Origin of the sequence: Salinarimonas sp., assembly GCF_040111675.1 — a bacterium.
Lineage (GTDB): Bacteria > Pseudomonadota > Alphaproteobacteria > Rhizobiales > Beijerinckiaceae > Salinarimonas.
The window spans coordinates 2,185,901-2,210,949 of record NZ_CP157794.1; the positions used below are offsets into that span (position 1 = coordinate 2,185,901).

25 protein-coding genes are annotated in these 25,049 nt (G+C 71.9%); 9 read left to right on the forward strand and 16 right to left on the reverse strand.

Annotation, left to right across the window (positions count from 1 at the left end; translation table 11 throughout):
* Nucleotides 1-281: 281 nt before the first annotated feature.
* From ABL310_RS10125 to ABL310_RS10135, 3 genes are read left to right on the forward strand one after another with little or no spacing between them, the layout of a single operon-like run.
* Nucleotides 282-1,811 carry an AMP-binding protein gene (locus tag ABL310_RS10125; protein WP_349371551.1) on the forward strand — a complete coding sequence of 510 codons (1,530 nt, stop codon included), beginning with the start codon at nucleotides 282-284 and terminating at the stop codon, nucleotides 1,809-1,811.
* Nucleotides 1,808-2,194: a MaoC/PaaZ C-terminal domain-containing protein gene (locus tag ABL310_RS10130; protein WP_349371552.1), complete on the forward strand. Its 387-nt coding sequence runs from the start codon at nucleotides 1,808-1,810 to the stop codon at nucleotides 2,192-2,194. The genes ABL310_RS10125 and ABL310_RS10130 overlap by 4 nt, the downstream gene beginning before the upstream one ends.
* A complete protein-coding gene (locus ABL310_RS10135) occupies nucleotides 2,191-2,550 on the forward strand; it encodes a phosphate acetyltransferase (protein WP_349371553.1) in 360 nt (119 codons plus the stop codon). The genes ABL310_RS10130 and ABL310_RS10135 overlap by 4 nt, the downstream gene beginning before the upstream one ends.
* A gap of 8 nt (nucleotides 2,551-2,558) precedes the next feature.
* Here the strand turns inward: ABL310_RS10135 and ABL310_RS10140 are convergent, their stop codons facing one another.
* The 11 genes from ABL310_RS10140 to ABL310_RS10190 form a co-directional block, all read right to left on the reverse strand.
* A complete protein-coding gene (locus ABL310_RS10140) occupies nucleotides 2,559-2,690 on the reverse strand; it encodes a hypothetical protein (protein WP_349371554.1) in 132 nt (43 codons plus the stop codon).
* A gap of 664 nt (nucleotides 2,691-3,354) precedes the next feature.
* The gene (locus tag ABL310_RS10145) at nucleotides 3,355-4,137 is read right to left on the reverse strand and encodes an alpha/beta fold hydrolase (RefSeq protein WP_349371555.1); all 783 of its coding nucleotides are present in this window, start codon (nucleotides 4,135-4,137) and stop codon (nucleotides 3,355-3,357) included.
* Between the two features lie 4 nt (nucleotides 4,138-4,141).
* Nucleotides 4,142-5,200, reverse strand: coding sequence for a branched-chain amino acid ABC transporter permease (locus ABL310_RS10150; protein ID WP_349371556.1), 1,059 nt, complete (start codon nucleotides 5,198-5,200; stop codon nucleotides 4,142-4,144).
* Between the two features lie 10 nt (nucleotides 5,201-5,210).
* Complete coding sequence (locus tag ABL310_RS10155; RefSeq protein WP_349371557.1) at nucleotides 5,211-6,242, reverse strand: branched-chain amino acid ABC transporter permease; 1,032 nt, start codon at nucleotides 6,240-6,242, stop codon at nucleotides 5,211-5,213.
* Nucleotides 6,239-6,967: an ABC transporter ATP-binding protein gene (locus ABL310_RS10160; RefSeq protein WP_349371558.1), complete on the reverse strand. Its 729-nt coding sequence runs from the start codon at nucleotides 6,965-6,967 to the stop codon at nucleotides 6,239-6,241. Before ABL310_RS10160 ends, ABL310_RS10155 begins: the two co-directional genes overlap by 4 nt.
* The gene (locus tag ABL310_RS10165) at nucleotides 6,957-7,736 is read right to left on the reverse strand and encodes an ABC transporter ATP-binding protein (protein WP_349371559.1); all 780 of its coding nucleotides are present in this window, start codon (nucleotides 7,734-7,736) and stop codon (nucleotides 6,957-6,959) included. Before ABL310_RS10165 ends, ABL310_RS10160 begins: the two co-directional genes overlap by 11 nt.
* A 317-nt stretch (nucleotides 7,737-8,053) precedes the next feature.
* Nucleotides 8,054-9,247 (reverse strand): substrate-binding domain-containing protein, encoded by a 1,194-nt coding sequence (locus ABL310_RS10170; RefSeq protein ID WP_374730384.1) that lies wholly within the window; start codon nucleotides 9,245-9,247, stop codon nucleotides 8,054-8,056.
* Nucleotides 9,248-9,447: 200 nt separating this feature from the next.
* Complete coding sequence (locus ABL310_RS10175; protein WP_349371560.1) at nucleotides 9,448-10,203, reverse strand: response regulator transcription factor; 756 nt, start codon at nucleotides 10,201-10,203, stop codon at nucleotides 9,448-9,450.
* Between the two features lie 18 nt (nucleotides 10,204-10,221).
* On the reverse strand, nucleotides 10,222-12,858 hold the full coding sequence (locus ABL310_RS10180) for a PAS-domain containing protein (RefSeq protein WP_349371561.1): 2,637 nt from the start codon (nucleotides 12,856-12,858) through the stop codon (nucleotides 10,222-10,224).
* Nucleotides 12,859-12,954: 96 nt separating this feature from the next.
* Nucleotides 12,955-13,542 (reverse strand): hemerythrin domain-containing protein, encoded by a 588-nt coding sequence (locus ABL310_RS10185; protein WP_349371562.1) that lies wholly within the window; start codon nucleotides 13,540-13,542, stop codon nucleotides 12,955-12,957.
* Nucleotides 13,543-13,618: 76 nt separating this feature from the next.
* A complete protein-coding gene (locus ABL310_RS10190) occupies nucleotides 13,619-14,059 on the reverse strand; it encodes a c-type cytochrome (protein WP_349371563.1) in 441 nt (146 codons plus the stop codon).
* 197 nt (nucleotides 14,060-14,256) lie between these two features.
* Here ABL310_RS10190 and ABL310_RS10195 point away from each other — a divergent pair, with 197 nt between their 5' ends.
* Nucleotides 14,257-15,765 (forward strand): AMP-binding protein, encoded by a 1,509-nt coding sequence (locus tag ABL310_RS10195; protein ID WP_349371564.1) that lies wholly within the window; start codon nucleotides 14,257-14,259, stop codon nucleotides 15,763-15,765.
* A 15-nt stretch (nucleotides 15,766-15,780) separates the two neighbouring features.
* Here ABL310_RS10195 and ABL310_RS10200 read toward each other — a convergent pair whose 3' ends face one another.
* From ABL310_RS10200 to ABL310_RS10210, 3 genes are all read right to left on the reverse strand, one after another.
* Nucleotides 15,781-16,458 carry a UPF0149 family protein gene (locus tag ABL310_RS10200; RefSeq protein ID WP_349371565.1) on the reverse strand — a complete coding sequence of 226 codons (678 nt, stop codon included), beginning with the start codon at nucleotides 16,456-16,458 and terminating at the stop codon, nucleotides 15,781-15,783.
* A 161-nt stretch (nucleotides 16,459-16,619) separates the two neighbouring features.
* Nucleotides 16,620-17,108: a hypothetical protein gene (locus ABL310_RS10205; RefSeq protein ID WP_349371566.1), complete on the reverse strand. Its 489-nt coding sequence runs from the start codon at nucleotides 17,106-17,108 to the stop codon at nucleotides 16,620-16,622.
* A gap of 31 nt (nucleotides 17,109-17,139) precedes the next feature.
* Nucleotides 17,140-17,346, reverse strand: coding sequence for a hypothetical protein (locus tag ABL310_RS10210; RefSeq protein WP_349371567.1), 207 nt, complete (start codon nucleotides 17,344-17,346; stop codon nucleotides 17,140-17,142).
* Nucleotides 17,347-17,547: 201 nt separating this feature from the next.
* On the opposite strand from ABL310_RS10210, the gene ABL310_RS10215 reads away from it, so the two are divergent.
* Both ABL310_RS10215 and ABL310_RS10220 read left to right on the forward strand, forming a co-directional pair.
* Nucleotides 17,548-18,717: an enolase C-terminal domain-like protein gene (locus tag ABL310_RS10215; RefSeq protein WP_349371568.1), complete on the forward strand. Its 1,170-nt coding sequence runs from the start codon at nucleotides 17,548-17,550 to the stop codon at nucleotides 18,715-18,717.
* A gap of 366 nt (nucleotides 18,718-19,083) precedes the next feature.
* Nucleotides 19,084-20,037, forward strand: coding sequence for a hypothetical protein (locus ABL310_RS10220; RefSeq protein WP_349371569.1), 954 nt, complete (start codon nucleotides 19,084-19,086; stop codon nucleotides 20,035-20,037).
* Between the two features lie 6 nt (nucleotides 20,038-20,043).
* Here the strand turns inward: ABL310_RS10220 and ABL310_RS10225 are convergent, their stop codons facing one another.
* A complete protein-coding gene (locus tag ABL310_RS10225) occupies nucleotides 20,044-20,433 on the reverse strand; it encodes a response regulator (RefSeq protein ID WP_349371570.1) in 390 nt (129 codons plus the stop codon).
* 119 nt (nucleotides 20,434-20,552) lie between these two features.
* Here ABL310_RS10225 and ABL310_RS10230 point away from each other — a divergent pair, with 119 nt between their 5' ends.
* The 3 genes from ABL310_RS10230 (at nucleotide 20,553) to ABL310_RS10240 (ending at nucleotide 24,163) form a co-directional block, all read left to right on the forward strand.
* On the forward strand, nucleotides 20,553-21,194 hold the full coding sequence (locus tag ABL310_RS10230) for a GNAT family N-acetyltransferase (protein ID WP_349371571.1): 642 nt from the start codon (nucleotides 20,553-20,555) through the stop codon (nucleotides 21,192-21,194).
* Between the two features lie 81 nt (nucleotides 21,195-21,275).
* A complete protein-coding gene (locus ABL310_RS10235; protein WP_349371572.1) occupies nucleotides 21,276-23,309 on the forward strand; it encodes a methyl-accepting chemotaxis protein in 2,034 nt (677 codons plus the stop codon).
* 110 nt (nucleotides 23,310-23,419) lie between these two features.
* Nucleotides 23,420-24,163 carry a TetR family transcriptional regulator gene (locus ABL310_RS10240; RefSeq protein WP_349371573.1) on the forward strand — a complete coding sequence of 248 codons (744 nt, stop codon included), beginning with the start codon at nucleotides 23,420-23,422 and terminating at the stop codon, nucleotides 24,161-24,163.
* Between the two features lie 30 nt (nucleotides 24,164-24,193).
* On the opposite strand, the gene ABL310_RS10245 is transcribed toward ABL310_RS10240, so the two are convergent.
* Nucleotides 24,194-24,943, reverse strand: a complete 750-nt coding sequence (locus ABL310_RS10245; RefSeq protein ID WP_349371574.1) for an SDR family oxidoreductase — start codon at nucleotides 24,941-24,943, stop codon at nucleotides 24,194-24,196.
* Nucleotides 24,944-25,049: the final 106 nt, after the last annotated feature.

Genomic DNA, 25,049 nt, shown 5'->3' on the forward strand with positions numbered 1-25,049 from the left:
GGTGGCGCGCCGCGTAGCGGCGTGACGGATGGGGCGCGGCGCGCAGCGACGCGTTCCGCGAAGCGGAAGCCCCCGGTGGCGTCCATCTCGACCGTCGATTTCGGCTACGCCGAACGCGCGTGTCGCGCGCCCCATCCGTCTCGGCTTCGCCGAGCCACCTTCCCCTACAGGGAAGGAGAAGGGTCGGCGCGCCCACCTAGCTCTTCCACGAGGCCATGTTTCCGGGCGTCGAACGGCGCGAGCCGATGTCCGTATCGGTTGGATCCGAAGGGAGACGTCCTATGCGGTTCGTGACCGACATGGCGGCAAAGCGCGCCGAGCTCTCCGGGCGCGCCGTCGCCTTCCGCGACGTGGAGACCGGCGCGGCCATCACCTTCGCCGAGGTCGAGGCGCGCGCCAACCGCCTCGCCCGGGCGCTCGCCCGCCTCGGCGCGGCGCCCGGCGACCGCGTCGGCGTGCTTTGCCACAATCGCCCGGATTTCTTCGCGCTCCTGTTCGCGGCGCAGAAGGCGCGCGCGATCCTCGTCCCGCTCAATTGGCGCCAGCCCGCCGCCGAGCTCGGCCCGATCGTCGCGCAGGCCGGCATGGACATCCTCCTGCACGACGCCGCCTGCGCCGAGACCGCCGGCGCCCTCGCGGGGGAGCGCCCGATGAGGCGCATCGCGCTGGAGCCCGGCTGCGCCGCCGACCACGACCTCGAGACGCTGCTCGCCGCCGAGAGCCCCGAGCCTCCGAGCGACGGCGCCCGCGGCGCTGACGAGACCTGGTACCTGCTCACCACCTCCGGCACGACCGGCCTGCCCAAGGCCGTGATCCAGACCTTCGGCATGGCCTGGGCGAACGCGATCAACATCGGCCAGGCGGTGGACATCACCTCCGCCGAGCGCACGGTGAACTTCCTGCCGCTGTTCCATACGGCGGGCATCAACCTCTACGCCCTCCCGGTCTTCCTCGCCGGCGGCGCGAGCCACGTCCTGCGCAAGTTCGACCCGGACGCCTGCCTCGACCTCTTCGCGGCGGGGGAGGTCACCGCCTTCTTCGGCGTGCCGGCGATCTATCAGGCCTTCGCGCTCTCGCCGCGCTTCGCCGACATCGACCTCTCCCGCGTGCGCTCCTTCGGCTGCGGCGGCGCGCCCCTGCCCGAGCCGCTGATCCGCCTCTACGCGACGCGCGGCGTCAGGGTCCGCAACGGCATGGGGATGACCGAGACCGGCCCCACCGTCTTCCTGATCGACGAGGCCGCCGCGACCGAGAAGATCGGCTCCGTCGGCAAGCCGCAGATCCTCGCCGAGGTGCGCCTCGCCGCCGCCGACGGCTCCATCGTCGCAGGGGAGGGGACCGGCGAATTGCAGATCCGCGGCCCGGGCGTGACGCCGGGCTATTTCGAGAACCCGGAGGCGACGGCCGCCGCCTTCACCGCCGACGGCTGGCTGCGCTCCGGCGACGTCGCCCGCCGCGACGCGGACGGGTACTATGTCATCGTCGACCGCATCAAGGACATGTACATCTCGGGCGGCGAGAACGTCTATCCGGCCGAGGTGGAGCGCGTCCTCGTCGAGCATCCGGACGTCATGGAGGCCGTCGTCGTCGGCGTGCCGGACGCCCGCTGGGGCGAGAGCGGGCGCGCCTTCCTCGTGCCGCGCCCCGGCGCCGCCCCCGATCCCGACGCGATCCGCGCCTTCTGCCGTGCGCGGCTCGCCGCCTACAAGGTCCCGCGCGACGTGGTCCTGCGCGCGGACCTCCCCCGCACCGCCGCCGGCAAGGTGCAAAAGCACGTCCTTCGTGGAGAGAGCCCGACGGTGCACCGATGACCGACACGCCCCCCGAGGACGGGCTCTTCGCCGTCTGGACGCCGACGCAGGCGGAGTTCGACCTCTTCGCCCGCCTCTCCGGCGACGACAACCCGATCCATGTCGACCCGGATTTCTCGGCCCGCACCCGCTTCGGCCGCACCGTCTCCCACGGCATGCTGATCCACGCCAAGGTCTGGGCGCTCATCGCCGCCGCCCATCCCGGCCGCCGGCACGCCCGCCAGGACCTGATGTTCCCCGCGCCCTCCTATGCGGGCGAGCCCCTCGCCATCGCGGTCACGCTCCGCGCCGACGACCCGGACGTCCTCGACGTGGTCGTGCGCCGCCTCGCCGACGGCGTCGAGACGCTGACGGGGACCTGCTTCGTCGGAGAGACGTCATGAAGGTAGGGGACCGCGCCGAGACCACCCGCGCCTTCGCCGCCGCCGACGCCGCCGCCTTCGCGGCGCTCGCCGGCGCGGCCGAGCCCCCGCCCGCCGTGCCCGAGCCGCTGATCAACGCCCTGTTCTCCTATCTGCTCGGCGTCGAGCTGCCGGGCTTCGGCACCAACTACCTCAAGCAGGAGACCCGCTTCCTCGCCCCCGCGCCCTACGACGAGCCGCTGACCGCCAGCGTCACCGTCACGCGGCTTCGCCCCGACAAGCACCTCGTCGACCTCGCCACCGAGTGCCGCCGCGCGGACGGGACGCTGGTCGCCGAGGGCCGGGCGCTGGTGTTCGTGAAGGACAGGGTGGGGTAGGGGGGCGGCTATTCCGCCGCGACGGGGCGTCCCGGCCCCTCGATCGCCGGCATCAGGTCGTTGTTCTCCTCGATCCGCAGCATGCGCACATCCTTCGCGGCGAGCCGGAACCACGCGCACCGCGCCGCGACGTCCTGCACCGCCAGCACGCACCGGACCGGATCGACGCTCGCATCCCCGAAATAGACGCTCCCCTGCCGCCGCGCGCGCCGCCGCGCGGGAAAGTCATGTCGAAGCCCTCGCCTTCGTCCGCTAGCCGATGCACACATCCCCTGATTATGATGTGCGCGAGCGACGCGTCGTGTTTTCCTTCCCTGTAGGGGAAGGTGGCGCCGCGCGGAGCGCGGTGACGGATGGGGCGCGCCGAAGGCGCGTTCCGCGAAGCGGAAGCCCCGGCGGCGTCTGGCTCGACCGTCCGTTTCGGCTTCGCCGAACGCGCGTGCCGCGCGCCCCATCCGTCTCGGCTTCGCCGAGACACCTTCGCCTACAGGGAAGGAGAAGGCTCGGCGCGCCCGCCGAGCCCTTCCGAGAGGCCGCTCTTCCGGCCCTCGGCGGCCCGGGACGACGCGTGAATCGACTTGCCCCGCGGAGAGGGGCCGGGGGTGTGGGTCGTGCAGAACGAGCTCGACCCGAATGCCATGCGAGCCGGAAGCGTCGCGCCCGTCTCGACACGTCTCGCGCTGCGTCGCAACCCACATCCGCCCGCCTTCGGGGGCGCCTCATCCAAAGGAGCAGGAAAAGCGCCCGTCGGAAGCATACATCAACGCGGCAGGGGCGCAAGAAGACTTCACAGGCAATCCACGATCAGCAACTCAGCACCCCCCTCACCATCCCCGCGAACGCCTCCGCCTCCTCCAGATGCGGCGCGTGCCCGGAGCGCGCGAAGGGCGCCAATCGCCCGAAGGGCAGGCGCTCCACCTGCCAGCGCGCCACCTCCGGCGCGTAGAGCCGGCTCCCTTCGCCGTAGGCGACCACGACCGGGATCCCGATCTCCGGCAGCAGCCCCCGAAAGTCCTGCGCCGTCAGCGAGGCCCAGAGCGCCGCCATCGCGTCCGGGTCGGCGCGCGGGACGTCGCGGACGAACGGCGCCAGAAGCGCGGGGTCGGGCGCGATCCCTTCCGCGAAGACGCCCTCGATCACCGCGGCGGCGGTCGCCTCCCAGCGCGCGCGCATGCGCTCCAGCACGATCGCGTTGCCGGCGGCGTCGAGGCCGTGGCGCATGCCGAGCCGCCAGGTCGCGTCGTTGAGCACCCGCGGCGACATCTCCTCGACGACGAGCGCCTTGAGCCGCCCGGTCCCGTGCCGCGCGATCATCGACCAGGCCACCGCCGCGCCCATCGACCAGCCGACCACCACGACGTCCCGCAGCCCCCGCGCGGCGAGAAGCGCGGCGCAGGCGTCGGCCGCCCCCTCGATGGTGAGCGGATGGGCGTCCCTCGGCGTCAGCCCGTGGCCGGGCAGGTCCGGCGCGATCACCCGCGCGTCGGCGGAGAGCCGCGCCGCGAGGTCGTCGAAGAAGCCGCCGTGGCAGGTCCAGCCGTGCAGGAGGAGGAGCGGCGGGCCGCTCCCCGCCTCGCGCAGATGCACGATCTCACGCCTTGCCGCGCAGCCGCCCGACCACCCCGGTGGGGAAGAAGTAGACGGAGAGGATGAACAGCACGCCGAGCCACATCAGCCAGCGATCGGGGTGGATCAGCGCCGAGGCCAGCGGCACGGCTGAGACCGCCTCGGAGGCGACGCCCATCAGGTTCTGCAGGTAGCTCTGCGCCAAGAGGAACAGCGTCGCGCCGATCACCGCGCCGTACATCGTCCCCATGCCGCCGATCACCACCATCAGCAGGATGTCGACCATGATCTCGAGCGACAGCGTCGAGGCCGGGCCCACGTAGCGCAGCCAGATCGCGAGCAGCGCCCCCGCGAAGGCGGCGGCCGCCGCCGAGAGCGCCGTCGCCGCCGTGCGGTAGAGCACGACCCGGTAGCCGATCGCCTCCGCCCGGAAGGCGTTCTCGCGGATCGCCTGCAGCACGCGCCCGAAGGGCGAGTTGACGATGCGCAGGAGAACGAGAAAGGCCGCGAGCGCGGCGGCGAAGACGAGATAATAGGCGAGGATGCGCCCGTTGATGCGAACGCCGAAGAGCTCTCCATCGAACGGCCGGAAGGCCGGCGAGAGCGCGCGCGGGATGCGGAAGGTCAGCCCGTCCTCGCCGCCGGTGATCGTCGAGAGCTGCGAGACCAGCACCGCGAAGGCGCTCGCCACCGCGAGCGTCACCATGGCGAAGAAGATCGCCTTCACCCGCAGCGAGAACAGCCCGATCGCCACCGCCAGCACGCTGGCGAAGACGACGCCGCCGACGAGCCCGAGCGCGATCGCCGGGAAGGTCGGCCCCATGGCGACGAGCGCGATCGCGACGCCGTAGGCGCCGATGCCGAAGAACATCGTGTGCGCGAAGGAGACGATGCCGGAATAGCCGAGCAGCAGGTCGTAGCTCGCCACCAGCACGATGAAGATGCAGATCCGCGCCGCCGTGTCGAGCGAGCGCGTGCCCGGGAACAGGAAGGGCGCGAAGGCGAGGCCCAGCAGGATCGCGACGAGCACCAGCGCGAGGAGCGGGCTGCCGGGCCGGTCGCCGGAGATCAGCTTGACGAGCACGGACGCCTCCTCACTTCGCCTTGACGACGGGATAGAGCCCCTGCGGGCGCCACATCAGCACCGCGACCATGAGGCCGATATTCGAGACGAGCGCCACCTTGGGCGCCAGGAAGGCGGTGTAGTTCGCCATCAGCCCCACCAGCAGCGCGCCGATGAAGCAGCCCTCCACCGAGCCGAGCCCGCCGATGATCACCACGATGAAGACGAGGATCATGATCTCCGCGCCCATATGGGCCGTGATCGTCTCCTGGTAGAGCCCCCACATCACCCCGCCGAGGCCGGCCAGCGCCGAGCCCACCATGAACGTCACGAGGAAGAGCCGCTTGATGCGGTAGCCCAGCGCCTCGACCATCTCCCCGTTCTCGACGCCCGCGCGCACGAGGAGCCCCACCTTGGTGCGGGTGAGGACGAGGCGCATGGCGACGAAGAGCGCGAGCCCGATCGCCACCGCCACCAGCCGGTACTTCTCGATCGCGGCCCCGCCCACGATGATCGCCCCGCGCAGGGTCTCGGGCCGGGTGAGGTGGATGCGGTCCGGGCCCCAGATCACGACGATCAGCTGCTGGACGACGATCAGCCCGCCCATCGTCACGAGAATCTGCTTGAGATGCGAGCCGTAGACCGGCTTCACGATCACCCGCTCGAAGGCGTAGCCCATGAGCGCGGTGGCGGCCATGGCGACGACGATGGCGCCGAACATGGCGAGCAGGTTCAGCGTGACGCTGTCCGCCCCGGTCATCCCCGTCATCCGCGCGAGCAGGGTGAAGCCGACGAAGGCGCCCACCGCGATGAAGGCGCCGTGGCCGAAATTGATGATGTCCATCAGGCCGAAGACGACGGTGAGGCCCGAGGCCATGATGAAGATCATCATGCCCATGGCGAGACCTGCGACCGTGAGCGTCAGCCAGATCGAGAGATCGCCGATCGCCGCGAGGCCGATCAGCGCCAGCGCCGGGGTGAGCAGCACCGGCGCGGCGGCCTTGAGCCGCTCGGCCGGGGTGAGCTCGAGGAAGCGGGGGCGGATCGCGCTCGTCGTCGTCATCCGTGCGTCTCCAGCGACAGGCCCATCAGCGTCTCCTGCAGGGCGCGGTCCGCGGCGAGATCGGCCATGGACCCGGCGTGGATCACCCGCCCGTCGTCCATCACGGCGACCGTGTCGCCCACGGCCTTGGCCATGGCGAAGTTCTGCTCGACCAGCAGGATCGTCGTGTCCGTGCGCTTGAGCTCCTGGAGCGCGGCGACGAGGCTCTTCACGATGGCCGGCGCGAGGCCCTTGGTCGGCTCGTCGATCAGGATCAGCCGGCGCGGCTCGACGATGGCGCGGGCGATGGCGAGCATCTGCTTCTGCCCGCCGGAGAGATTGCCGGCGGAGAGCGCCCAGAACGTCTCGAGCGGCGGGAACAGCGCGAAGATCCGCTCCAGCCGTTCCGGATCGGGCGCGCCGTCGCGGGCGGCGAGGATCATGTTCTCGCGTACCGTGAGATCGGTGAAAATGCCCATGTTCTCCGGCACGAAGGCGATGCCCGCCTGCGCCCGCCCCGGCGTGTCGGTGGCGAGCAGCGAGGACCCGGCGAAGCGGATCTCGCCCGTGGACGCCGCCCACAGCCCCATGATCGTGCGCAGCGTCGTCGTCTTGCCCGCGCCGTTGCGCCCGAGCAGCACCGTCACGCCGCCCTCCGGCACGACGAGGTCGACGCCCTGGAGGATGTGGTAGCGCCCGATATGGGTGTGGACGCCCGACAGCTCGAGCAGCGGCTCACGCGGCATCGGAGGCCTCCTCGAGATCGACGCCGAGATAGGCCTCCTGCACCACGGGCTCGGCCATCACCCGCGCCGGCTCCCCGTCGGCGACGAGGGCGCCGTTGTGCAGGACGACGATCCGGTCGGCGAGCGAGCGGATCACGTCCATCTTGTGCTCGACGAGGAGGATCGTCTTCGAGACGTCGGCCTTGAGCGTGCGGATCAGCTCGAGGATCACCGGCGCCTCGTCGACGCTCATCCCCGCCGTCGGCTCGTCGAACATCAGCACGTCGGAGCCCAGCGCCACCAGGAGCGCGACCTCGAGCTTGCGCTGGTCGCCGTGGGAGAGCGCGCCCACCGTCAGATCGGCGCGGGCGAGCAGCCCCACCTCGGCGAGCACGTGCTCGGCCTTCTCGATCAGCGCCACGTCGGCCTCGGCCATCGTGAACAGTCTGGCCCCGCGCCCGGCCCGCGCCTGGGCGACGAGCCGCACGTTCTCGCGCACGGAGAGGCCCGGGAACAGGTTCGTCAGCTGGAAGGCCCGCCCGATCCCCCGCCGGCAGCGCTCCGGCACCGAGAGCCGCGTCACGTCCTCGCCGTTGAGCAGCACGCGCCCGGACGTCGCCTTCAGCTGGCCGGAGACCAGGTTGAAATAGGTCGTCTTGCCCGCCCCGTTCGGGCCGACGATGGCGGTCAGCGTCCCGCGCCGGAAGGCGCAGGACACCGCGTCCACCGCCACGTGCCCGCCGAAGCGGATCGTCAGGTCGCGGGTCTCGAGGACGGGATGCTCGCTCATGGTCCGGTGCTCGCTGGTGGATGAAGGGCCCTGTCCTTCCCTGTAGGGGAAGGTGTCGCCGCGCGAAGCGCGGTGACGGATGGGGCGCGCCGCAGGCGCGTTCGGCGAAGCCGAATTCGACGGGGTACGGTCGCCGCCGGGGCCTTCCGCTTCGCGGAATGCGTCGCTCACGCGCCGCGCCCCATCCGTCTCGGCTTCGCCGAGCCACCTTCCCCTACAGGGAAGGAGAGCGTCCGGCGCCGATCCTGCACGCCCCTCGTCCCCGCCCCCTCTCCGAGAGAGATTTCCCTCGGGAGGGGGAGAGACGCGGCATCCCCTCACTGGTTGCGGATCGGGATGTCCATGTCCTCGATCGTCAGCTCGCGGACGAGCTCCGGGATGCCCCAGGCGACGTCGTCCTCGACGCGGATCTCGAAGTGGTACATGGACTGGAGCGCCTGGTGGTCCTCCGGCCGGAACATCATCGTGCCCTTGGGCGTCTCGAACGCCATGCCCTCCATGGTCTCGATCAGCGCCTCGGTGTCCGTCGACCCCGCCTCGCGGATCGCGGTCACCACGGCGGACGCCGCCGCCATGCCGCCCGCCGTGAAGAAGTCCGGCGGCTCGCCGTAGCGGGCCATGTGCTGCTCGACCAGCCAGTCGTTCATCGCGTTGTCGGGGATCTCGTAATAGTAGTAGGTCGCGCCCTCCATGCCGGGCATGGCCTTGTAGGCGGACATGGCGGCGAGGATGTTGCCGCCGGTCGCGAGCTCGATGCCGAGCCGCTCGGGCGCCATCTCGTCGAGCTTGCCGAGCGGGTTGGCGCCGCCGGCCCAGATCGCGAAGACGATCTTGCGGCCCTCCTCGCCCTCGAGCGCGGAGAAGATGCGCTGGGCGGCGGCGGTGAAGTCCTGCGTGTCGGTCGGCACGTATTCCTCGTGCACGAGCTCCGCGCCCGTCCCCGCCAGCGCCTCGCGGAAGGCGGCGACGCCGTCGCGGCCGAAGGCGTAGTCCTGCGCCAGCGTCGCGATCGTCACGCCCTCCTCGCCGAGCGCCACCGCGTTCGAGATCGCGTCCTGCGAGGAATTGCGGCCCGTGCGGAAGACGTAGCGGTTCCAGTTCTCGCCCGTGATCGAATCGGCCACCGCCGGCTCGACGATCAGGATGCGCTCGTACTCCTCCGCCACCGGCAGCATCGCCAGCGCCACGCCGGAGGAGACCGGCCCCACCGCGATATGCGCGTCGTCGTCGCCGAAGGCCTCCGCCAGCATGGCGCGGCCGATCTCCGGCTTCAGCTGGGTGTCCTTCTCGATCACCACGATCTTGCGGCCGTCGATCTCCATCGTGCCGTCGGTCATGTATTCGAGGCCCATCATCAGCCCCGTGTGGGACTGCTTGGCGTAGGCCTCGAGCGCGCCCGTCTTGCCGTAGACGTGCGCGATGCGGATCTCTTCCTGCGCGCCAGCCGCGCCCGCGCCCAGCGCGGCCGCGAGCGCCATCGCCGCGCCGGCGACGAATGCCCTCGATCTCATCGATTCCTCCCTGGGGTCCCGCCTGTCGCGGGCCCTCTCGCCTCGCCTCGCGCCGGTCTTGCCGCCGGCTCCCGGCCCGGTCGCCGAGCCTGACATGAAGCATGGTTCATGTTTCAGGTTTTGGCAAGAGGCCGCTCGCCGACGCGGGAGCGGGGCCGGGGCGGGTCTGGGCCGGCTCGCCGAGACCCGCCGACGGATGCTCAATCGCCCGGTCGCCTGGCGAAGACGTAGCCCACGCCGCGCACGGTCTTGATCATCTCCGGCCGGGCCGGGTCGCGCTCGATCTTGCGGCGCAGGCGCGCGATGCGGATGTCGATGGAGCGGTCGAAGGGCTCGTCGGGGTCCTTGTGGGAGAGCTCCAGCAGCTGCTCGCGGGAAAGCACCCTGTCCGGGCGCTCGGCGAGAACCTGGAGGAGGTCGAACTCCATCGCGGTCAAGGCGACGTCGCGCCCGTCGGCGTCGAGCAGGCGGCGCGCGTCGAGGTCGAGCATCATCTCGCCGATGGGCATGCGACGGGTCTGAGGCGCCGCGACGGCCTGCGCGGCGGCCTCGACCGCCGCCGCCGGCGCCGCGAGGGCGGCGTCGGCCATGCGCCGCATCAGGGCGCGGATGCGCGCCACGAGCTCGCGCAGCTCGACGGGCTTGGGGATGTAGTCGTCCGCGCCGACCTCGAGGCCGACGATGCGGTCGATCGGGTCGCCGTGCGCCGTGACCATGACGATGCCGGCCGTGGTCACCTCGCGCAGCCAGCGCGCCAGCGACAGGCCGTCCTCGCCCGGCATGGTGATGTCGAGGAGCACGACGTCGAAGGGCGCGCCGTCGGCGACGCGGGCGCGCAGCGCGGCGCCGCCGTCGAGGAGCTCCGGCGAGAAGCCATGGAGGGCGAGGTAGTCCGCGAGGGTCTCGCGAACGTCGCGCTCGTCGTCCACGACGAGGATGCGAGGCTTGTCTGTCACGGGCTCGAACCGCGGCTGTCAGTCGCCCGGGCGCCGAGCGACCTGTGTGAGGATGGCGCGAATGTCTTCCGGAAGGAAGGGCTTTTCGAGGCACGGCCGGCCGATCCGGGCCAGCGCGCGGGCGATGTCGGGGCGCAGCGCGTCGCCGGTGGCGAAGACCACGCGCTCGGCGAGCTCGGGCCGGCGCGCGACCATGAGGGCGTAGAGCTCGAGCCCGTCGATGTCCGGCATGCGCACGTCCGAGAAGACGACGTCCGGCGCCTCTCCGGCGAGGAGGCGCAAGGCCTCGGTCGCCGAGCGGGCGAGGAGCGCGCGGTGGCCGTCGATCTCGATCAGCTCGGCCGTGGTGCGCAGCACCTCCTCGTCGTCGTCGACGACGAGCACCGTGCGCCCCACGGAACGGTTCGGCGCGGGCGAGAGCGTCCTTTCCGCGTCCGCGCTCGGCGCGAGCGGCAGCTCGACCACGAAGCGCGCGCCCTCCCGAAAGGCGCGGTCGAGCCCGATCATGCCGCCATGGGCCGTGACCAGCCGGTGGCACAAGGCGAGCCCGATGCCCGAGCCCTTGCCGGCCTTCGTCGTGAACAGCGGCTCGAAGATGCGGGACGCGATGCGCTCCGGCACGCCGGGCCCGCTGTCGCTGACGCTGAGCCGCGCGACGCCGGCGGCGGGGTCGAGGCCGAGCGCGAGGGATATCCGGCGTGGGCCGGGCCCGTGCGCCATGGCCTGAGCGGCGTTCGTCAGGAGATTGACGATCACCTGCCGCAGCTGCTCGCGATCGCCCGCCGTCGGCGCGCCGCTCTCCGGCAGGTCGAGGGCGACGCGCGCCCCCGCCGCCTCGATCTCGGGTCCCGCGGCCGAGAGCGCCTCGCGGACGACCGCACGGAGGTCGAGGCGGCCGAAGGCGGCGGGTTGCTGGCGCGCCATGGCGAGGAAGCTCTTGACGATGCGCGCGCAGCGGGCCGAGGCTTCCGCCATGCGCTCGGCGCGGCGACGGACATGCGGATCGGGCGCGGTCTCCAGCAGGATCGCGGCCTGGCCGACCAGGACGGAGAGCGGATTGTTGAGCTCGTGGCTCACCCCCGCGAGCACCTCGCCCAGCGCGCCGAGCTTCTCGGCCTGATGCATCACCTCGCGCTGGCGGGCGCGCTCGGCCTCGCGGGCGCGCCGCTCGGCGAGGTCCGCCGCGGCGGTGACGATCACCGGCTCGCCGCGAAACTCCGCGAGCCGCGACCAGATGGCGAGCCAGATGTCCTCGCCGTCCCCGCGCCGGAAGCAGGCTTCGAGCCCGTCGACGCGCTCCTCGGCGACGAGCCGCGCGACATAATCCGCGCGGTCCTCGAGCGTGCGCCAGTGCGCCAGGGTCGAGCCGTCGGCCTCTTGCATGCGCATCATCTCCCGGGCCGCCGGATTGACGTAGACGATGCGCCCGTCGCGCAGCCGCGACATGGTGATCGGCGTCGGGCAGGCCTCGAGCACGCTCTTCACCGTCTCCCAGCTGTCGCGCAGAACGGCCTCGGCGCGGGCGGTCTCGGTGATGTCGCGCAGCGTGATCACGACGCCGCCGCCGCGGGTTTCGGAGCGCGACGCCGCGAAGAGCCGCCCGTCCGCATGGGCGAGGCGTTCCTCGCAGGCGCAGCGCAGGCGGGCCTCGATCCGCCGCGACAGGCAGCGCGCCGTCTCTCCCTCGCCGGGGAGGAAGCGGCCCGCCTCGGCGCTCGCGGCGAGGATCTCGGTCCAGGTCGCGCCGACGCGCGCCGCCTCCGGTCCCAGCGTCTCGACGAAGCTGCGGTTGCACAGGCCGAGCGCGCCCGTGGCGTCGAAGATCGCGAAGCCCAGCGCCACCGCCTCCACGGCGTCCTCCAGGAGGGCGCGCGCCTCGGAGGCCTCGCGCTCGCGGGCGCGCAGGGCGGTGATGTCCGTCATCAGCACCACCCGGCCGCCTTCGGCGGTGGGCGCGCGCTGGATCACGAGCTCGCGGCCATCCACGTGCTTCGCCTCGATCGGGTCGAGGGATTCGCGCCGCAGCCGGCGCAGCCGGCCCTGCGCCGCCTTCGGATCGGCATCCAGCGGCGTGCCCTCGACGATGGTGACGCGCGAACGCATGACGCGCATGCGCTCCTCGAAATCCATCCCGACGAGCTGCTCGGCCGGGAGCCCGTAGACGCCGGCATAGACCCCGTTGCATGCGGCGAGCCGCCCGTCCGGGTTCTCCACCGCGACTCCGTCGGGCAGGCTCGCGATGGCGTCGGCGAGACGCGTCTCGGCGCGGGCGGCGGCGTCGCGCGCGGCCATGAGCTCGGTCTGGTCGGAGGTGAACTCGAGATAGCCGACGAGGCGTCCCGTCTCGTCGCGATGGGGCGTGAAGCGCCGCTCGGTGTAGCGCCGCACGCCGTCGGCATAGTCCGCCCAGCCGCGCCAGGAGGCCTCCTCGCCCGCGAGCGCCGCCGCGCGGGCCTCCCTGTCGGGCATGGCGGGCGAGCCGAAGGTCTCGGGCAGCGAGAGGCCGACGACGGCCCCCGGCGCGCAGCCGAGCAGCTCGGCGGCCCGCGCGTTGCACCAGAGTACGCGATCGTCCGCGTCGATGAGCCAGATCCGCGTCGGCACGGCGTCGAGCATGCGTTCGAGCCCCGCTCCGCAGGTCGTCCCGTCGCTCATCGTTCGGTCCCTCGCACCGGTCGTGTCGGCGCGTTTTCCTAAGGGGTGTCGATGTCTGCTTTCGGTCTGCGGAGGGGGAGGACTGTTTCTATTGTTTCAGGCGATTCCGAGATCCCCTTCGCCGCGGTCGAGGATCATCGGGACGATGAGGTCCTCCTCGTCGTCGAGGTGGCGCAGGAGCCGGCGCAGGAGGGCGTCGGCCTCGTCGGCATAGGCGTCGGCCGCGCGCAGCACGGCGTCGCGGTCGTGCTCGGGCGCCTGCAGGAAGGCGCCCGCCCGCTCCGCCGTGCGCTCGAGGGCGTGGTGGATGGTTTCGTGGTCGCCTTCCAGCACGTCGAAGCCGCGCGCGAGCCGCGCGTCGGCGGCGCGAAAGATCGGGAAATAGGCGTGATCCTCGATCTGGTGATGCCCTTCGAGCTCGCCGAGGAAGAAGCGCAGGCGGGGCACGAACCAGCCCTTGAAGGCGCCCGGCGCGACCTCGCCTTCCCGCAACGCGCCGGTTCCGGCCTGGAGCGCGCCGCCGAGCTCGCGGAACTTGGCGTGGCGCTGCAGCCAGAACCGCGCCGTGTGGCCGAGATTGGGATGGTCGGGCCAGACCTCGCGCGGGTAGCGCTCGAGCAGCACGCGCAGATCGGCCGGCCAGCCGAGGCGGACGTCGAGGGCGAGCAGGTCGGGCGCGGTCATCGGCGGTCTCCGGCGGCGTGAGCCGAACGGCATAGACCGGCCGCGCGCCCGACGCAAAGCCCGCCGCCGGCGCGGCTCACTCCTCCTGGAGCTCGTGGATGTGCCCGAGGAGCGCCAGGATGCGCCCGCGGGCGTAGGCCTCGGCGTCCGCCTGCGTCATGTAGGGGCCGACATACCACGGCGCCTCCGCCCGGTAGGCGTCGCCCCAGACCGGCATCTCCCGCGAGCCGTGCCATTTCACCTCCGCGCGCCCGTCGACGATGTCGTAGAGCCGCGCATAGGGGAAGACGCCGTCGCTGCGGGCCTGGATCGTGGTGAGGTCCGGCATCTCGATGCCGATCTGGTCGGCGAGCGGCCCGTCGCCCTTGCCCTCCATGCCGTGGCAGGCGGCGCAGCTGTTGCGGTACTCGCGCGCGCCGATGTCGATGCGCCCGTCCGTGGCGGCGTCCTGGGCCTGCGCCGCGCCGGCGACGAGGCCCAGCCCCGCGGCGCAGGCGATGAGCGAGATGCGTGTCATGGGCGTGCCCTCCTCGTTCTCGTGCGCCCGGCGCGTCGCCGGGCCTGCGGAAAGTCTGGGAGCGTCCGACCGAAAGGCCGTTGAGAATTGTCAGCGCATCATGGGATCGGGGTCCGCGCGCTTGCCTCCGTCGAGCGCCGCGGCACACTGGGCGGACGCGGCCGCGCGGCGGCGCGGCGTCCGAGGGGAGGGGAGCGATGAATCAGGCGGAATGGTTGCGGCGCACGGCCGAGGCGCGCGGGGCGGCGCCGGCCCTGATGCTGGGCGAGGCGGTCGTCGCCGATTACGCCGCCTTCGCCCGCCGCGCCGCCGCCTTCGCCGGCTTCCTCGCGGGCCGCGGGATCGCGGCCGGAGACCGCGTGGCGCTCCTGATGCGCAACACGCCCGACTACCTCGTCGCGCTCTACGGAATCTGGTGGGCCGGCGCCGCGGCCCTCCCGATCAACGCCAAGCTCCATCCGCGCGAGATCGCCTGGATCGTCGAGAACGCGGGCGCGCGGCTGATCGTCGTCACGCCCGATCTCGCGGACGCGGCGCCGGACGGCGTCGAGACCCTCGTCGCCGGCACGGATCCCTTCGCCGCCGCGCTCTCCAGGGAGGGACCCGTGGCGCCCGCGCCCCGCGATCCCGGCGACCTCGCCTGGCTGTTCTACACCTCCGGCACCACCGGGCGGCCCAAGGGCGTGATGATCACGCACGGCATGCTCTCGGCCATGAGCCTCGCCTATCTCGTCGACGTCGACCGGGCGGAGCCGGACGACACCGCGCTCTACGCCGCGCCGCTCTCGCACGGGGCGGGGCTCTACGTCATGGTCCACGTGCTGGTCGGCGCGCGCCACGCCTGCCCGCCGTCCGGCGGCTTCGATCCCGGCGAAGCGCTCGACCTCGCCGGCCGGATCGGGCGCGTGCACATGTTCATGGCGCCCACCATGGTGCGTCGGCTCACCGACCATGCCCGAAAGGCGGACCGGCGCGGGGAGGGCCTGAAGACCATCGTCTACGGCGGCGGGCCGATGTACGTCGCCGATATCATCGAGGCGGTCGAGCGCTTCGGGCCGGTCTTCGTGCAGATCTACGGGCAGGGCGAGTGCCCGATGTGCATCTCCGCGCTCTCCCGCCAGGAGGTCGCCGAGCGCACGCATCCGCGCTGGCGCGAGCGCCTCGGCTCCGCCGGCCGTGCGCAATGCGTGAGCGAGATCCGCATCGCCGACGCCGACGGCAATCCGCTCCCCGCCGGCGAGACCGGCGAGATCCTCGCCCGCGGCGTCGCCGTCATGCCGGGCTACTGGAACGCGCCCGAGGCCACCGCCAAGGCGCTTCGCGAAGGCTGGCTCTTTACCGGCGACGTCGGCAGCCTCGACGCCGACGGCTACCTCACCCTCAAGGACCGCTCGAAGGACCTGATCATCTCGGGCGGCGCCAACATCTACCCGCGCGAGGTGGAGGAGGCGCTCCTCGAGCACGACGCGGTGGCCGAATGCGCCGTCGTCGGCCGCCCCCACCCCGACTGGGGCGAGGAGGTCGTCGCCTTCATCGTGGCGGTGGAGGGGACGCAGGTGGACGCGGCGGTTCTGGACGCCCATTGCCTGGAGCGCATCGCCCGCTTCAAGCGGCCTAAGGATTACCGCTTCGTGGAGGCGCTGCCGAAGAACAATTACGGGAAGGTGCTGAAGACGGAGCTGAGGGGGATGGCGGGGGAGGGGTGAGGCATGCGGTCCGGTTCAGTCCGCTCCGCAGCACTTCTTGAATTTTCGCCCGGAACCGCAAGGACACGGGTCGTTGCGGCCCGGCTGCACCGCAGGAGCCGCCATGGCCCTCGCATGCTCCGCGATGATGCGAACCCATGTGGTGATCACGTCCGGCGCGGTGGCGTCGATCGTCTCGTTCAGCTCCGGGAAGAGCGAAGGGTCGGCCTCATCGGCCAGCCCTTCCTCCCGACGGGCGGCGATGCCCGCCAGCGCCATCAGGCCGAGGAGCGCCTGGTTGGCTCGACGATCGAGCGTGTAGGTCGTCCACGCCTTCGGCCGGAGATTCAAGCCGAGCCCGAACCCATTGGCCCATAGCTCCCAGATAACCTCGTCCTCGGGCACGTCGTCCCGCTCGAGACGGCCCAGCAACGCCTCGTACCGGTCCGGATGGCGCGCGAGCGTTCGCGCGATGCGGTCGCAATACCAGAGCAGGTCCTCGAGCAGCGTGTCGGGCATCTCGAGGCCTTCCGGAAACGTCGGCTCGGGCGTCGCGTCGAAAACGAAGGGCAGCCATTCCGATGCGGGCACGTCGACGGGGCAGAGCGCGAGGCCGACGACGAAGCCGTCGAAGGCTTCGAGCAGCATGCCACCGTCCGGCAGCCGGACGAGGTCACCCTCCAGTCTCGCCTCGCGTTCGGTGAGCACCCTCATGCGCTTCTCTCCCTCGTCCTTCCGTTCGCCGCACGCGTAGCCGCGATCGGCCCTTCCGCGCAAGAACCGCGGAGCGGCCGATGAGGGCGACGGCCGTCGGTCAGGACTCGGGACCACGCCAGCCGGACGGAGAACAGGTCCGGCCAACGCTCGCAGCGGCCTCACTCCCCGCCGAAGGGCGCGACTTCACGCAGGCCCGCCGAGAGGTCGACGAGGCTTGGAAGCGCGGTGCCGTACGCGAGCGCCGAGACGATGACGGCGCCGATCAGCAGTGGCGCGAGGATCGCCGTCATCAGCGCGATGGCCAGCTGCCGCCACCACCCGCTCACGGCCCGGACTTGCCGGACGATCTCGGTGTGGAGAATATGCTCGCGCATCTGCTCGATCTCGCCGCGGAGGTAGTCCCGTGCCGACAGGTCGAAGAAGCTCATCGCCTCGGCGCTGATCTTGTCGAATCGATTTTCCGGCAAGTTTACGATCCACTCCTCGATTTCGGTCTGGCTCGGCTCTCGCCCGTTCCGCTGCCGAAAGTGCTCGATCCAATCCCGCTTCTCCTCGGCGTAGAAGGCGAAGGCGAGCATCGAGACCGGGATCGGTAGATCCTCGCGGGCGAGCAGATGCTCGTAGACGTCACGGTCGTTCGCCGCCATGCCTCACCGCTCACCGCTCACCGCTCACCGCTCAACGCTCACCGATCGGCCGCCGGCGGTACGCCTCCTCCACGACCGCCTTGATGCGCCGGAGCTGGCGCTCGGCGGCGGGGTCGCGCGGGACGGGGCGCCCGGCGATCGTACGGCGCACGAGGAGGTGGCGCGCGGCACGGCTCTCGGGCGTGGCGAAGAGCAGGCGCTCGTCGGGCGTGGTCATCGGCTTGCGCGTGCCCGGCATGTCAACCTCCGTCATCGTTGACGTCGAAACCAGACTGACATGCGCGTCGGTTGGTATCAAGCGGAATCGCACAATCCTGCGACCCTCTCTCCACCCTCGCCGCACCCGCGTCCCAACACCGTCTCCCCACCCCCGCGCCTTCCCCGGCGTCCCCCGCGCCCCTATCCTCCGCGCCCCGTCCCGAGCCCGGAGCCCGCCCCCATGAAGATCACCGCCATTCGCGACATCGTCGCGCCCATCAAGTCGAACATCGCCAACGCCTATATCGACTTCTCCCTGATGACGGCCTCGGTGGTCGCGATCGAGACGGACGTCGTGGTGGACGGGCGCCGGGTTGTGGGCTTCGGGTTCAACTCGAACGGCCGCTACGCGCCGCAAGGCATTCTGCGGGAACGGTTCATTCCCCGCCTGCGCGACGCCGCGCCCGAGGCCTACCAGGGCGCGGACGGGTTCATCGACCCGCACAAGGCCTGGGACCTGATGATGAAGAACGAGAAGCCGGGCGGGCACGGGGAGCGCTCGGTGGCGGTGGGCGTGCTCGACATGGCGCTCTGGGACGCCCTCGCCAAGGCGCATCGCGTGCCGCTCTGGCGGCTGCTCGCCGACCGCTGCAACGGCGGGCGGGCGGACGAGACGGCCTGGGTCTACGCGGCGGGGGGCTACTACTATCCCGGCAAGGGCGTGGCGGAGCTCAAGGACGAGATGCGCTCCTATCTCGACCGGGGCTATTCCACGGTGAAGATGAAGGTCGGCCTCGTGCCGCTGGAGGAGGACCTCGCCCGCATCGAGGCCGTGCTCGACGTGCTCGGCGGCGACGGGTCGAAGCTGTGCGTCGACGTCAACGGCCGCTTCTCGCTCGAGGAGGCGATCCGCTTCGGCCACGCGATCGCGCCCTATGGCCTGCGCTGGTACGAGGAGCCGCTCGACCCGCTCGATTATCTCGAGCACGCGGCGCTGGCGACCCTCTACGCGCCCACCCTCGCCACCGGCGAGAACCTGTTCTCGCACCAGGACGCGCGCAACCTGATCCGCCACGGGGGCCTGCGGCCCGACCGGGACGTCCTCCAGTTCGACCCGGCGCTCTCCTACGGCCTCGTCGAGTACCTGCGCACCCTCGACGTGCTGCGCGCGCACGGCTGGTCGCCGCGGCGCTGCGTGCCGCATGGCGGGCACCAGTTCGCCCTCAACATCGCCGTCGGCCTCGGGCTCGGCGGCAACGAGAGCTACCCGGACGTCTTCGCCCCCTTCGGCGGCTTCGCCGACGGCACCCCGGTCTCCGACAGCCGCATCGCCATGCCGGACGTGCCGGGCATCGGCTTCGAGGCGAAGAGCGCGCTCTATGCGGTGATGAAGCCGCTGGAGGAGGGGTGAGGGCAGGGGGAACACAACGGCGGGACGGTCCTTTTCGACCCGCGACGCCGGCGCGCTCCCTTCCTCCTCCCTTGTGGAGGAGGTGTCGGCGAAGCCGACGGAGGTGGGTCGTCGGGCAGCGCGAGCCCTTTCTCTTTTGGCTCGCGACGGAAGTGCAGGGCATCCGAGTCGAGACAGTTCTGCACGACCCACACCCCCGGCCCCTCGCCACAAGGGCGAGGGGAGAGCCTGCATCGCGGGCTCGACCGGCCCCGATTTCACGCGGATCCATGTGTCTAATTAGCTAAACGCACTTGTGAGCGGGAAATATCTTTATTTCCCGTCGGGCCGGCGTTATCTCTCCTCCTGCACGAGGAGAGGCACGCCATGTCCAAGGTTCACGTCATCCACGAGAACGACGCCTGGGTGGTCCCGCTGCGCGAGGCGTTCGCGGAGCTCGGGACGCCCGTCGAGGAATGGTTCCTCGATCGCGGCGTGCTCGACCTGCGCGCGCCGCCGCCGGAGGGCGTGTTCTACAACCGCATGAGCGCCTCCTCGCACACCCGCGACCACCGCTTCGCCGCGGAATACACGGGCGCCGTGCTCGCCTGGCTCGAGCGCCACGGCCGCACGGTGGTGAACGACACGAGGGCGCTGCGGCTCGAGGTCTCGAAGGTCGCGCAGTACGAGGCGCTGGCCGCCCACGGGATCGCGACGCCCGAGACGCTCGCCGTCATCGGCCGCGAGAACATCCCCGACGCCGCCGCGCGGCTCGGCTATCCGCTGATCCTCAAGCACAATCGCGGCGGCAAGGGGCTCGGCGTGCGGCTGTTCCTCGGCGAGGCGGCGCTCGCCGAGCATCTCGCCTCGCCGGATTTCGAGGAGCCGATCGACGGGATCACCCTCGTCCAGCGCTACGTGACGGCGCCGGAGCCGTTCGTCACCCGGCTCGAATTCGTCGGCGGACGCTTTCTCTACGCCGTTCGGGTGGATACGTCGGAGGGCTTCGAGCTCTGCCCGGCCGACGCCTGCACGGTGGAGGCCGCCGCGATCGGCGAGGCCGCCTGCCCGGCCGTCGCGCCCGCGGCCAAGTTCGCGGTCGTGCCCGGCTACGAGAACCCGGACATCCCGGCCCTCGAGCGCTTTCTCGCGCAGAACGGCATCGGCATCGCCGGGATCGAGGTGATCGTCGACGAGGCCGGGCGGCGCTTCGCCTACGACGTCAACACCAACACGAACTACAATCCCGAGGCCGAGGCGACAGCGGGCGTGTCCGGCATGCGCGCCATCGCCCGCCACCTCGACGGCCTCCTCGCCCGGGAGCGCCGCAAGGCCGCGTGAGGGAGCTCACCGCGCGCCGATCTTCTCCCGGATCGTCGGCACGAGCCGCGCGGTGAGATAGCCTTTCGTGATGAAGGCCGCGCCGTCGGGCAGCGGCCCGCTCGTCGCGTCGGAATGGCCGGAGGTCATGATCACCACGACGTCCGGCCAGCGCCGGCGCGCCTGCGCCGCGAGCTCGAAGCCGTCGATCGGTCCCGGCACGTGCGCGTCGGTGACGAGGGCCGTGACGGCGCGCGCGCTCTCGAGCAGCTGGAGCCCGCCGGCCGTGTCGTCGGCGGCGAGGACCTGGAAGCCGGCGTCGTTCAGGTGGCGCGCGATGGCGTCGCGCTCGTCCTGCTCTTCCTCCACCAGGACTACCACGTGCGGCGGCGTCGCCCCCGCGGATGTCGTCGTCACGGCGATGCCCTCCGTCGCGTCGTCGCACGGCACAGCGCGCGAGCGTCGGCCGCAGTTCCCGGACCCGAGGGTCCGGACGCATCTGGACAGGCCCGGATCGGCGCGGTTATCTCGCGTCCATGCGAGGCGACCCGTGCGTCCCGACGATCTGGCCCGTCACGCCGCCGACGACGCTCGAGACCGAGCGGCTCGTCCTGCGGCCGTGGCGCGACGCCGACCGCGCGCCCTTCGCGGCGCTCAACGCCGATCCGGCCGTGATGACGTTCTTTCCCGCGGTCCTCGACCGGCTCGACAGCGATGCGGCGGCGGCGCGCTTTCGCGCCCGTTTCGATCGCCACGGCTGGGGATTGTGGGCGGTGGAGGTGAAGGGCGGGCCCGCCTTCGTCGGCTTCACCGGGCTCAACCCGGCGCCCGAAACGCTCCCCTTCGCGCCGGCGATGGAGATCGGCTGGCGGCTCGCCCGCGCGGCCTGGGGGAGGGGATACGCCACCGAGGCGGCGCGCGCGGCGCTGCGCTTCGGCTTCGAGCGGCTGCGCCTTCCCGAGATCGTCAGCTTCACCACGCCGCTCAACGAGCGCTCCGTCGCCGTGATGGAACGCCTCGGCCTGCGGCGCGATCGGCGTGGCGGTTTCGCGCATCCGGCCTTTCCCGAAGGGCACCGGCTGCGGCCGCACGTGCTCTACCGCATCCCGTCCGATCGCGTTCGTCGACACGGCTCAAGCGAAGCCGGCCCCGCTCCCGACGAATGCGCAGCAATTTAATAACGCCTTAAGAGTGCATCTGCCAGGGTCGGGCAACTTATCTCGTGTTGCCCCTCCTTCCGATTGCACCGGAGGCCCCTGATGCTGCGATTGTCCCTGCGCGCGAAGCTCCTCGGCGGCTTCGGCGTCCTCGTCCTCGCCGTGGTCGCGCTCGCCGCGACGGCGACGCTCGGCTTGAACCGGGTGGAATCCCTGTTCGGCCAGTATCGCGAGGCCGCCGCCCGCAACGTCTCCCTGCTCGAGGCCGACGGCGCCTTCCTCCGCGCGGCCGTCGCGTTCGAGCGCTTCCGCCTGGCGCCGACGCCTGAGGCGGCCGAGCGCGCGCTCGCCCTCCTCGACGCGCTCTCCCGGACCAAGGACGAGACGATCGCCCGCTTCGAGGCGCACCCCGCGCGCGGAACGTTGGCGCTCGCCGACCAGGGCGTCGCGGATTTCCGCACCGCCTTCGCCACCTACGAGGCGCTGGCGAGCGAGATCGCGGCGCTCGAGGAGCAGATGTACGCCATCGGGCGCAGCGCGCGCGAGCGCCTGACCGCGCTCACGGACGGCGTCTCGGCCGAAGGCAGGCCGGCGGCCGCGCTCACGGCGGCGCAGGTCAACGAGGATCTTCTGCTCGCCCGCTTCTACGCGCAGCGGCTCGTGGGGCGTTTCGACGATACCCAGAGCGTCCGCGGCGCCGACGCCATCGACCGGGCCATCGCCGTGCTGCCGGAGCTGGAGGCGGTCCTCCGCGACGGTCGCGCCCGGGAGGAGATCGCCTCGCTGCGCAGCTCTCTCGAGACGCTCGAAGCCGACCTGGCCCGGCTCTCCGAGATCGCGCCCATGCGCATAACGCTGAGCCGAAACCTCGCCGAGCGCAGCGCCGAGATCGCGACCATGTTGCGGACCGTCGCGGCCGAGAGCCAGGCCTACCAAGCCGAGCTCGGGCCGCAGACGGAGGCGACCGTCGCCCGCCTCACGGCGATGACGCTCGCCGTCGGCGTCGTGTTCTCGGTCCTGGGCGCGACGCTCGCGTTCTGGCTCGGCGGCTCCATCGCGCGGGCGCTGCGCGCCTTCGCGGAGTCCCTGCGCCGGCTGGCCGACGGCGAGACCGGCGTCGCCATCTACGGCCGCGGCCGGCCCGACGAGATCGGCGCCCTCGCCGATGCGGTGTCCGGCATCGAGGCCAACGCGCTCGCCCGCGCCGAGGCGGAGCGCGCCGCCGAGGCCGCGCGCGAGCGCGAGGCGGTGCGGGAGCGCGAGGCGGCGATGGCGGATCTCGCCGAGCGCTTCCGCGCTGCCGTGGGCGGCATCGTCGGCCGCGTCGCGGGGGCGGCGAAGGAGATGGAGAGCGCCGCGCGCATGCTGACCGCGACCTCGGAGGAAGCGTCGGGGCAAGCCTCCGCCGTCGCCTCCGCCTCGGAGCAGGCGGCCGCCAACATCCAGACCGTCGCCGCCGCCGCCGAGGAGCTGGCCGCCTCCACCGCCGAGATCGGGCGCCAGGTGGGCGAGTCGACGCAGATGGCGCAGGGCGCGAGCCGCAAGACGGAGAGCACCGCCGCACAGGTGCGCGAGATGGCGGAGATGGCCCAGCGCATCGGCGACATCGTCGCCTTGATCCAGGAGATCGCGGCGCAGACCAACCTCCTCGCCCTCAACGCCACCATCGAGGCGGCGCGCGCCGGCGAAGCGGGCCGCGGCTTCGCGGTCGTCGCCGCGGAGGTGAAGAGCCTCGCCGACCAGACCGAGAAGGCGACCGTCGAGATCCGCGGCCAGATCTCCGGCATGCAGGGCTCGAGCGCCGCCTCGGCCGCGGCCATCGGCGAGGTCACGGGCGCCATCGCCGGCCTCAGCCGCACGGCCGCCGCCATCGCCGCCTCTGTGGAGGAGCAGGGCGCCGCGACGCGGGAGATCGCCCGCAACGTCCAGGAGGCCTCGGCCGGCGCGTCCGAGGTCTCCAGCGCCGTCCTCGGCGTCGACCAGGCGGCGACGACCTCGGCCTCGGCGGCGAGCCAGGTGCTGTCCTCGGCGAGCGATCTCACCCGTCAGGCGGACGCGCTGTCGCGCGCCGTGGACGATTTCGTGTCGGCGATCCTGGAGCACGGTGCCGGCGGGCCCGAGCGACGGGCCGCCTGAGGGACTTGCGCGCCGTCCTTGCCGCGGCGCGGCCTTTTCGCTCATCGACCATGCTTCACTGTGGCGTCTCGCGCGTTATCTTCGCAAACGGCAGCGTGAGGAGATGAGCCATGGCCAAAGCCGCGAAGACGACGCCCGACCGCGACGCGATCATCGACGCCCTGATGGCGCTCGCCGCCGAGCGGCCCTGGGACGACATCGAGCTCTCCGACATCGTCGAGCGCGCCGGCATCACGCTCGCCGCCTTCCGCGAGGCCTTCCCCTCCAAGGGCGCGGTGCTCGGGGCCTTCGCCAAGAGGATCGACGTCGAGGTGCTCGCCGGCACCTCCGACGAGCTCGCCGACGAGCCCGCGCGCGAGCGGCTCTTCGACGTCTACATGCGCCGCATCGACGCGCTGACGCCGCACAAGGCCGCGCTCAAGCGCATCAACGTGGCCGTGCGGCGCGATCCGCTGACGCTGGCCGCGCTCAACCAGGTGGCGCTCAATTCCCAGCGCTTCATGCTGGCGGCCGCGAGCATCCCCACCGAGGATTCCCTCGGGCCGCTGCGCATCCAGGGCGCCGTCCTCGTCTTCGCCAACGTGATGGAGACCTGGTACGACGACGACAGCCCGGACCTCGCCCGCACCATGGCGCGGCTCGACCGCGAGCTGAAGCGCGGGGAGCGGATGATGGAGCGCGCCGACGACGCCCAGCGCGCCTTCGCGCCGTTCAAGGCGCTCGCCGACGCGCTGCTGGACGGCGGCCGGCGCCTGCGCCGCGAGGGCTTGCGCGGCGCGCGCCGCCGCCGGCACGACGAGCACGACGAGGATCTCGGCGCCGGTGAGGCGCAGGACCCCGCCGCGGCGATCTGACGATCGTCCGCGGCGCAGCGGCGGCGGCGCTCAGATGCAGCGCCCGCCGTCGACCTCCATGCACACGCCGGTGAGGAACTCCGCCTCGTCCGAGCACAGGAAGAGCGCGGCGTTGGCGATGTCCGTCGGCTGCGACAGGCGGCCCATGGGGATCGTCGCGCGGAACATGGCGCGGCGCTCCTCGGTGTCCTCGCCGAGGAAGGTCGCGAGCATGCCGGTCTCGCCGGCGACCGGGTTGATCGCGACGACGCGGATCTGCTCGGGCGCGAGCTCCACCGCCATCGAGCGGGTCAGCGTGATCGCGGCCCCCTTCGAGCCGTTGTACCAGGTCAGCCCCGGGCGCGGCCGCACGCCCGCCGTCGAGGCGATGTTGAGGATCACGCCGCCTGCGCCCTGCTTCCGAAACACCGGGATCGCGGCATGCGCCCCGTGGAAGATCGCCTTCACGTTGACGGCGTAGATCCGGTCGAAGGTCTCCTCGTCGACCTCGAGCATCGGGCGGTTGCGGTGGGCGTAGCCCGCATTGTTGACGAGGATGTCGAGCCGCCCGAAGGCGGAGACCGCCTCGTCCACCATGGCCTGCACGTCGGCGGCCTTCGTCACGTCGGCGCGCACGAAGCGCGCGGCCTCCCCGATCTCGGCGGCGACGCGGCGCCCGCCCTCCTCGGCGATGTCGCCGACGATCACCTTCGCGCCCTCGCGCGCGAACAGCTTCGCCATCCCCTCGCCGAACCCCGAGCCCGCTCCGGTGATGACGGCGACCTTGCCTGAAAGACGCATGGTGCTTTTCCTTTCTTCTCTCGTTCTCGCGGAACCGCTCCGGTGTCATCCCCGGCCGGAGCGCCGAAGGCGCGCAGGGGAAGGGGACCCAGCGAATCAGCTGCGC